Consider the following 8,455-nt stretch of genomic DNA (forward strand, 5'->3'; position numbering starts at 1 on the left):
CTGGAGCAGCGGCTGGCGCGGGCTCGACCGCGCCGACGCGCCGGCGCCGCACGACGATACGCTGTTCGCGGAGCTGCGCGCGTTGCGCCCGCGCGTCGCGGCGATCCGCGCGCAGCTCGCGTTCGAGGAAAGCCGGCTGTTCGTCGATCTGCTGAGCGATCTGCTCGGCGGCAGCGAGCGCCGCGCGACCGCGCTGCCGGCCATGCGCAAGAAGCCGAACATCGGCAGCTGCTCGCAGGCCGAGGAATATTTCCTCGAAATCGCCCAGGCCCGCATCCGGCGCGGCGGCGCCGTCAACACCGTGGTCGACGACGACGGCCGTCCGCTGCTGCTGGAGAAGGTCGGCCTCGGCGAGTCGCATTCGGCCCTCGTCGTGGAGCCGCTGCTGATCAACGCGGTGTGGATTCCGCGCGGCGCGCTCTGCGCGCTGCGCTACATCGATCCGCTGCCGCCGTCGCGGGCCACGCGCAACGGCCTGTGCTTTCCGTATCAGGCGCTCGCGGAGGTGCGCTTCCTGCGGCTGACGACGCTTGCGGTCACGCCCGAGGCGCGCGAACGCGCCTTCGGTCCGCAACTGCGCGCGCAAGTGCGGAGCAACATGCTGTCGCCGCTGACCTGCACCCTGGAGCAGCTGCGCCGCTTCGCCGAGGCGCAGCTGCGATGACCTCCGCCGGCGAGCTCCGCGTATTCTTTTCGGAGGCCTATGCGCCGCCGTCGCAGCCGATGCTGCAGCGGCTCGGACTTGCGGCGCGGCTGATCGAGCGCCGCGGACTCGGCCGGCTGCAGGCGCCGCGCGCGATCGAGCGGGCCGCGCTGGACGGCCTGCACTGCGAACACTATCTGCGCGCGTTCCTCGACGGCGTCGACCCGCTCGCGTCGAGTCAGGGCCTGCCGTGGTCCGCGGCGCTGCGCGATTCGGCCCTGGCCATGCTCGGCGGCCAGCTCGAAGGCGCGCAGCAGGCGTTGCGCTGCGGCGTCGCGATGAATCTCGCGCGCGGATTTCATCATGCGGTCCACGCGCGCGGCTCGGGCTTCTGCGCGCTCAACGGACTGGCGCTGATCGCGCATGCGTTGCCGCAGCAGCGCATCGCCGTGCTCGACTGCGACGAGCACGGCGGCAACGGCACCGAGGAATTCGCCGCGCGGCTCGGCAACCTGCACGCGGTGTCGATCTTCGGCACGCGCTTCGGCTGCTACGGCGGTTTGCGTTCGTCGGCGTTTCCGGTGCGCGTGCGCGAGCAAGGCTTCGGCAAATATCTGGACGCGCTGAACCAGGCGATGGAGATCGTCGCCGGCTGCCGGCCCGATCTGCTGGTCTACCAGGCCGGCGCCGACTGCCACCGCGACGATCCCAAGAACCAGGCCGGCCTGAGCACGCGCGAACTGTTCCAGCGCGACCTGTTCGTGTTCGAGGCCGCGCACCGGCTGCAACTGCCCGTGCTGTTCCTCGTCGGCGGCGGCTACCAGCGCGCGCGGCGGGTCGCGCAGCTCAATCTCAATACCGTCGTCGCCGCGCGCACGGCGCTGGGCATGGATCGCGGCGCCGCGGGCTAGCGATCGGCGATGGCGCCCGGCGTGTGTCCGAAATCGCGCGCGACGGCGCTGCGGCGGCGCCGCTGAACGCACGCTGCGCCGGGGCGGGGACGACGCGCGGCGCCGGCGGCCGGCTATGGCACACTCGCCGGCCGTCGCCCCGACAGGACTGCCGATGAATCCGCCGAATCCCGCCCAGGCCGGCCAGCGCGCCGGCGCCGACCAACTCGTCGACGTGGCCGCGCTGCAGCACGCCTACTACGCGTTGCGGCCCGATCCGGGCGATTCCGGCCAGCGCGTCGCATTCGGCACGTCGGGACATCGCGGCTGCGCGTTCGACGCCACCTTCAACGAAGCGCACGTGCTCGCGATCACCCAGGCGATCTGCGACTACCGCCGCGCCAACGGCATCGACGGTCCGCTGTTCCTCGGCATCGACACGCACGCGCTGTCGCTGCCGGCGTTCGACAGTGCGCTCGAAGTGCTGGCCGCCAACGGCGTGGAGACGCGCATCGCCGCTGGCGGAGAGTTCACGCCGACGCCGGCGATCTCGCAGGCCATCCTCGTGCACAACCGCGGCCGCCGCGAGGGACTCGCCGACGGCATCGTGATCACCCCGTCGCACAATCCGCCGCAGGACGGCGGCTTCAAGTACAACCCGACCAGCGGCGGCCCGGCCGACACGTCCGTCACCGCGGCGATCGAGCAGCGCGCCAATGCGCTGCTGCAGGAAAACCTGGCCGGCGTGCGCCGTCTGACGCCGGCCCAGGCGCGCGCGGCGGCCACGACGCGCGAGCACGACTTCATCGGCAACTACGTCGCCGGTCTGGCCGACGTCATCGACTTCGCAGCGATCCGCGCCAGCGGCCTGCGCCTCGGTGTCGACCCGCTCGGCGGCGCGGGCCTGCGCTACTGGCAGCGCATCGCGGCCGACCACGGCCTCGACCTGACCGTCGTCAACACGCAGATCGATCCGCAGTTCGGCTTCATGACCCTGGACTGGGACGGCCGCATCCGCATGGACCCGTCCTCGCCGCCGGCGATGCAGAGCCTGATCGCATTGCGCGAGCGCTTCGACGTCGCGTTCGCCTGCGATCCGGACCACGACCGCCACGGTATCGTCACGCGCAGCGGCGGACTGATGCTGCCGAACAACTACCTCGCGGTCATGGCGGACTACCTGTTCACGCACCGGCCCGGCTGGCCGGCCGCAGCCGGCGTCGGCAAGACGCTCGTGTCGAGTGCGCTGATCGATCGCGTGGCCGCGCGCCTGGAACGTCCGCTCGTGGAGACGCCGGTCGGCTTCAAGTGGTTTGTCGACGGGCTCTGCGCCGGCTCGCTCGGCATGGGCGCCGAGGAAAGCGCGGGCGCTTCGTTCCTGCGCAAGGACGGCAGTGTCTGGAGTACCGACAAGGACGGCCTCGCGCCGGCGCTGCTGTCGGCCGAGATCACCGCACGGCTCGGCCGCGATCCGTACGAACGCTACCGCGAACTCTGCGCCGATTTGGGCGAGCCGCACAGCAGCCGCCGCGACGCGCCGGCCACGGCCGAGCAGAAGAAGAAGCTCTCGCGCCTGAGCCCGGAGCAGGTGACCGTACGCGAGGTCGGCGGCGAGCCGGTGCTGCAGGTGCTCGACAAGGCGCCCGGCAACGGCGCCGGCATAGGCGGGATCAAGGTGGTCTGCGCGAACGGCTGGTTCGCCGCGCGGCCGTCGGGCACCGAGGCCATCTACAAGATCTACGCCGAGAGCTTCCGCGGCGAGGGCCATCTGCAGCAGATCCTCGCCGAGGCGCAGGCTGTCGTCGACGCGACTCTGAGCGCCTGAGCGCGACGCAACGCGGACGCGCCGTAGCCGATCGGCGCATAGGCGGGTATGGCATGGCTCGCGCGACGGCGCGCTTCAGCGCGCCATTTCGCCGGGGTTCGCGCCGATGAAACGCAGGCCCACGCCGCTCTCGGTCGCGATGTAGCGCGGATCGGCCGCGTCGTCGCCGAGTTTCTGGCGCAGCTTGCCGACGAGCACGCGCAGGTAGTGCGTGTCTTCGGTGTGCGTCGGGCCCCAGAGCTCGCGCAGCAGCTGCGGCTGGGTGACGACGCGGCCGGCGTGCTGGATCAGCAGCGCGAGCAGCGCGTATTCCTTGCGCGCGAGCGCGACCGGCTTGCCGTCCAGGCGCACCTCGCGCCGAGCGAGGTCGACCTGCAGGCGGCCGTCGTCGAAACGCGGCGGTGCGCCGCTGTCGCCGCGCGTGCGCAGCAGCGCACGGATGCGCGCCATGAGTTCCTGGATGCCGAACGGCTTGGTCACGTAGTCGTTCGCGCCGGCGTCGAGCAGGCGCACCTTCTCGGTTTCGCTCGCGCGCACGGTCAGCACGATGACCGGCGTGGCCGACCATTGGCGCAGCTCGCGCAGCAGCTCGCCACCGTCGATGTCGGGCAGGCCGAGGTCGAGGATCACGAGGTCCGGACTGATTTCGGCTGCAGCGGTCAGGCCGGCCTGGCCGCTGTCGGCGGTCTGCACGCGATAGCCTTGCGCGCGCAGGCTGATGTCGAGGAATTTGCGGATCTGCGGCTCGTCGTCGACGACGAGGATCAAGGCGGCCGCCGTCGCCGGCTCGCGGGTCGGAATCGGATTCATGGCCGGCGGATCATAGCCGCGCCGCCTGCTGCCGGCGTCGTCCGGCCGGTTCGTCGCAGCGCTCTCCGCCGCTGCCGGGCCTGAGCGCGGCCGCGGGAATCGAACCGCGGCCGTCCCGGTTCGGTGCGCACCCGTGCGGCGTCATCGCGCCGGGTGACCCGCGTCTTCGGCCGGGCAGCCTGCGGCGGCGCGGTGTTTCGCCACGATCGGCGGCACGTTCTCGACGAGGAAATCGACGAGTGCGCGCACGGCCGGCAGCTGCCCGCGGCGCGACAGATAGGCTAGGTGCAGTATGGCTTCGCCGGCCTGCCACTGCGGCAGCACGTGTTCCAGCGCGCCGGCGACGACGGAGGGCCCGCAGACCGACTCGGGTAGTCCGCAGATGCCCTGGCCGGCGAGCGTCGCCTGCAACAGCACGTTGAATTCGCCGCAGAGCAGGCGCGGCTGCACGTCGACGCGCACGGCGTCGACGGCCGGGTCGCGCGGCAGGAAGTTCCAGCTCTGCACGGTCTCCATCTCGACGAGGCTCAGGGTGTCGTGCGCGGCGAGCTCCTGCGGCTCGCGCGGCCGGCCGCGCGCGTCGAGATACGCCGGCGCGGCGACCATGATCTTCTGCGTGCGCGACAGCGGCCGCGTGACGAGCTCGGCGTCCATCTCCGGCGCCGGCCGCACGCGCAGCGCGATGTCGATGTTCTCGTTTAGCAGGTCGAAGCGGCGATTGGAAACGAGCATCTGCAGGCGTACGCGCGGATAGGCGGCGAGGAAGCGCGGCAGGCATCCGGCCAGCACGTTCTGCGCGAGTTCGACCGGGCAGCTCAGGCGCACGAGGCCGCGCGGTTCGGCGCGCTGCGTCGCGACGACGTCCTCGGCCGCGCGCGCTTCGGTCAGCATCGCCTGGCAATGCGCCAGGAACTGGCGGCCGACCTCAGTCACGACGAACTGCCGCGTCGAGCGCTGCACGAGACGCACGCCGAGCTCGTCCTCGAGCTGGGCCATGCGCCGGCTCAGGCGCGACTTGGGGATCCCGAGCGCACGGCCGGCGGCGGTGAAGCCGCCGTGCTCGGCGACGGCGGCGAAGAAGGCGAGGTCGTTGAGGTCGCGCATGATCGTTCTATTGGCGGGACAATGAATCCGATTCTAGGTGACTACTCGGTCATTCGCACCACCCATAGCATCTTTCGCGCCGGCATCCGCCGAACTGAAGGAGACATCCATGAAACTGCTGCAGCTCGATTCCAGCCCGCTCGGTACGCATTCGGTCACGCGCGAACTGACCGCTGCGGTCGTGGCGCAGTACCGCCGCGACCAGCCCGACACGGCGGTGACGTATCGCGATCTGGCCGCCGACCCGTTGCCGCACTGGACCCCGCTGCCGCAGGCCGCACTCGATACCCTGGAGCCGGGGCGGCGCAAGGCGGTCGAGCGCAACGAAGCGGCCCTGCAGGAATTCCTCGACGCCGACGTCGTCGTGATCGGCGCGCCCATGTACAACTTCGGCATTCCGAGCCAGCTCAAGGCCTGGATCGACCGTATCGCCGTCGCCGGCCGCACGTTCCGCTACACGGCGCAGGGCCCCGAGGGCCTGGCCGGCGGCAAGCGCGTCATCGTGCTGTCGGGCCGCGGCGGCTTCTACGCCGGCACGCCGCTGCAGGCGGCCGACTTCCAGGAGAGCTATCTGCGCCAGGTGTTCGGTTTCCTCGGCGTCACCGACGTGCAGTTCGTCCGCGCCGAAGGCGTCGGCATCAGCGCCGAGCAGCGCGCGGCCTCGCTGGCCGCGGCGCATACGCAGATCGAGGACGCCGCGCTGGCCCAGGCGGCCTGAAGCATCCGGCGCCGGCCGCGCATGCGGACCGGTGCCGGCGTTGCCGGATGCCGCGGCCGTTTCGCCGCCGCGGCGGCAAATGTCCTGCAGGCGCGCAGCCGCCGCTGCCGCGCTTGCCTGAGATCTCCGCTGCCGCTATCAACGCGGGGGCGCATGCTGCGCCAGAGCCGACCGGAGATCGCATGAACTACGTCGACGGATTCGTACTGGCCGTTCCGACGGCCAATCTCGCCGCCTACCGCAAACTGGCGCGCAAGGCGGGCAAGATCTGGATGGAACACGGCGCGCTGTCCTTTCACGAATGCGTCGCCGACGACGTGAAGCCCGGCAAGCTGACGTCATTTCCCCAGGCCGTGAAGCTCAAGGACGGCGAGACCGTGCTGTTCTCGTGGATCGTCTACCGCTCGCGCCGCGATCGCGACCGCATCAACAAGGCCGTCATGGCCGATCCGCGCCTGCGCGCCGATCCGGCCTCGATGCCGTTCGACGGCGCGCGCATGATCTACGGCGGCTTCAAGGAGTTCGTGCGGTTCTGAGCCGGTGACGGCGCCGCGCGCGGCGTTCGCCGGCGGCGCCTGCCGGTCGTCACGACTGCGCTGCGGCGCGCGGACGGCGTTCTGCCGGTACGTCGTGCGGGTCGAACGGTTCCGCAGGCGCGGCGGCGCGTCGTCCGGAAGCGTCGCGCGGCAATTCCCCGATCGCGGTCGACCTCGTCAGCGGCAGCACAGGTCTCGCTTGGGTTCGTTGCGGCCTGGTCGCGGATTGGCCGTACGGCCTCTCGGCGTCCCAGCGTCACAGCCGCACAGCCTCACCGCCGCGTTGCATCACAGCGTCAAAGCTGCGCAGCTGAATCCACCTCCCGCGCGAACGTCGGCCCGACAGACCGGCCGCGTGCAGCCCGTTGCGGCAGACGCCGCCCAGCCGATGCGCCTCTTGCCGGCCGGGGCCGGAACTCGACATCCGCGCACTCCTTGTCGGGTGATCGATCCGGCATGTCGCCGCCCGTGCTTGTCCGTGGCCCGCACGCCGTCACGCTTGCATGCCTGTGCGATACCGTGCCCGGCGACGACCGCCGTCGCGTCGCCACGGCCCGCGTGGCGGATGCCGGGTCGGAATCGGCGGATGATCACTATAGGAAAAGTAAAATTTTACGGGTATCCATGTTTATGAAGCGGCGGCGTGCCTAAGTTGCCGCGCCACGGCAGGGTACACCAATGTCCCTTGATGGCGCGGGCCGGCGGCGAAATCCGCGCAGTCGCCGTCGCGCTTTGCGCATTGCTGCGCTGCACGACTAGTGTTGTAGAGATTTTTAGTAACAGTCGATGTCGCTGTTATTCAACACAAAAAAACAAACTCCAGGAAATCGGCAAAAACCGCGCGGAAATGTCGGATTTGTCCGAGAGATGCGTACACACGGTCAAAAAATGCGGTAGCGTTTCTGCCGCTCGGAAACGCGGTGAGGGCGCCGGCGCGCGCTCTTCGCGCCTGCCATGCCGCGATCGCAACGACCATCGTCCGCCTGCATGCCGTCGTTCCCGAGTGGGCCGTGCCGCAAGGACCAGCGGCCGGTCGGTTTCCATTTCGACAGGGACGGCAGTCTGCATGGATCGATTCGATTCGCTACGCTTGTTCACGCGCATCGTGGAGCTCGGAAGTTTCACGCGTGCGGCGGGCGAACTCGGCATTCCGCGCGCGAGCGCGACACACGCGATCAAGGCTCTGGAACGCCGTCTCGGCGTGCGCCTGCTCGAGCGGACGACGCGCCAGGTCAGCGTCACGCAGGACGGCCGGTTCTACTACGACTGCGGTTCGCATCTGCTGTACGAGCTCGACGAGGTCGAGGCCAGCCTGTCCAACGCCGTGCGCGAGGCTCGCGGCGTGCTGCGGCTGGACCTGCGCGGCAGCGTCGCGCGGCAGCTCGTGCTCGCGCAGATCGACGATTTCTGCCGCGCGCATCCGCAGGTCGATCTCGTCATCAGCAACGGCGAGCGTCTGGCCGACATGCTGCGCGACGGCGTCGACTGCCTCGTGCGCGCCGGCGAGCCGCCGGAATCGTCGATGACCGCGCATGCGCTCGCGCAGCTGCCGCAGGTGACCTGCGCGAGCCCGGCCTACCTCGAGCGCCATGCCGAGCTGCGCGCTCCCGACGATCTCGCCGCGCACGTCGGCATCGGCTGGCTGCAGCGGCAGCGCGACGGCGAGGCGCGGCTCGTGCTCGGCGACGCCGACGCGCCGCGCGAGTATCGCCTGCGCAGCCGCATCAGCGTCAGCGACGACGAGAGCTATCTGCTCTGCGCACTGCGCGGCGGCGGGCTGATCCAGGCACCGCGGCTGCAGGTCGATGCTTATCTGCGCGACGGCAGTCTCGTCGAAGTGCTGGCGGGATTCGCGCCGCCGCCGCTGCGCGTGGCGCTGCTGCACCCGGCGACGCGCCGGCTCGCGCCGGCGGCGCAGGCCTTCGTCGA

8 protein-coding genes are annotated in these 8,455 nt (G+C 70.6%); 6 read left to right on the top strand and 2 right to left on the bottom strand.

Annotated features, from left to right (window positions below; genetic code table 11):
* The 3 genes from NON22_RS16165 to pgm all read left to right on the top strand — a co-directional run.
* Positions 1-664 (top strand): hypothetical protein (locus tag NON22_RS16165; RefSeq protein ID WP_257387977.1); only part of this gene is annotated, 664 nt, incomplete at its 5' end.
* On the top strand, positions 661-1,554 hold the full coding sequence (locus NON22_RS16170) for an arginase family protein (protein WP_257387978.1): 894 nt from the start codon (positions 661-663) through the stop codon (positions 1,552-1,554). The genes NON22_RS16165 and NON22_RS16170, both read left to right, overlap by 4 nt.
* A 154-nt stretch (positions 1,555-1,708) precedes the next feature.
* Positions 1,709-3,358, top strand: coding sequence for a phosphoglucomutase (alpha-D-glucose-1,6-bisphosphate-dependent) (gene pgm, locus NON22_RS16175; protein ID WP_257387979.1), 1,650 nt, complete (start codon positions 1,709-1,711; stop codon positions 3,356-3,358).
* 75 nt (positions 3,359-3,433) lie between these two features.
* On the opposite strand, the gene NON22_RS16180 is transcribed toward pgm, so the two are convergent.
* Together NON22_RS16180 and NON22_RS16185 are read right to left on the bottom strand one after the other, a co-directional pair.
* Positions 3,434-4,159: a response regulator gene (locus tag NON22_RS16180; protein ID WP_425507989.1), complete on the bottom strand. Its 726-nt coding sequence runs from the start codon at positions 4,157-4,159 to the stop codon at positions 3,434-3,436.
* A gap of 150 nt (positions 4,160-4,309) precedes the next feature.
* Positions 4,310-5,272, bottom strand: coding sequence for a LysR substrate-binding domain-containing protein (locus NON22_RS16185; protein WP_257387981.1), 963 nt, complete (start codon positions 5,270-5,272; stop codon positions 4,310-4,312).
* 109 nt (positions 5,273-5,381) lie between these two features.
* On the opposite strand from NON22_RS16185, the gene NON22_RS16190 reads away from it, so the two are divergent.
* The 3 genes from NON22_RS16190 to NON22_RS16200 all read left to right on the top strand — a co-directional run.
* A complete protein-coding gene (locus NON22_RS16190; protein WP_257387982.1) occupies positions 5,382-5,990 on the top strand; it encodes an FMN-dependent NADH-azoreductase in 609 nt (202 codons plus the stop codon).
* A gap of 182 nt (positions 5,991-6,172) precedes the next feature.
* A complete protein-coding gene (locus tag NON22_RS16195) occupies positions 6,173-6,526 on the top strand; it encodes a DUF1428 domain-containing protein (RefSeq protein WP_257387983.1) in 354 nt (117 codons plus the stop codon).
* A gap of 1,066 nt (positions 6,527-7,592) precedes the next feature.
* A partial coding sequence (locus tag NON22_RS16200; protein WP_257387984.1) for a LysR family transcriptional regulator occupies positions 7,593-8,455 on the top strand: 863 nt, incomplete at its 3' end.

Origin of the sequence: Tahibacter caeni (genome assembly GCF_024609805.1) — a bacterium.
In the GTDB taxonomy this organism is placed as follows: domain Bacteria; phylum Pseudomonadota; class Gammaproteobacteria; order Xanthomonadales; family Rhodanobacteraceae; genus Tahibacter; species Tahibacter caeni.

What these genes read in the sequence shown, in the direction of transcription:
- NON22_RS16170 (WP_257387978.1), top strand. Translation starts at nt 661, where the DNA reads ATGACCTCCGCCGGCGAGCTCCGCGTATTCTTTTCGGAGGCCTATGCG.
- pgm (WP_257387979.1), top strand. Translation starts at nt 1,709, where the DNA reads ATGAATCCGCCGAATCCCGCCCAGGCCGGCCAGCGCGCCGGCGCCGAC.
- NON22_RS16185 (WP_257387981.1), bottom strand. Translation starts at nt 5,272, where the DNA reads ATGCGCGACCTCAACGACCTCGCCTTCTTCGCCGCCGTCGCCGAGCAC.
- NON22_RS16190 (WP_257387982.1), top strand. Translation starts at nt 5,382, where the DNA reads ATGAAACTGCTGCAGCTCGATTCCAGCCCGCTCGGTACGCATTCGGTC.
- NON22_RS16195 (WP_257387983.1), top strand. Translation starts at nt 6,173, where the DNA reads ATGAACTACGTCGACGGATTCGTACTGGCCGTTCCGACGGCCAATCTC.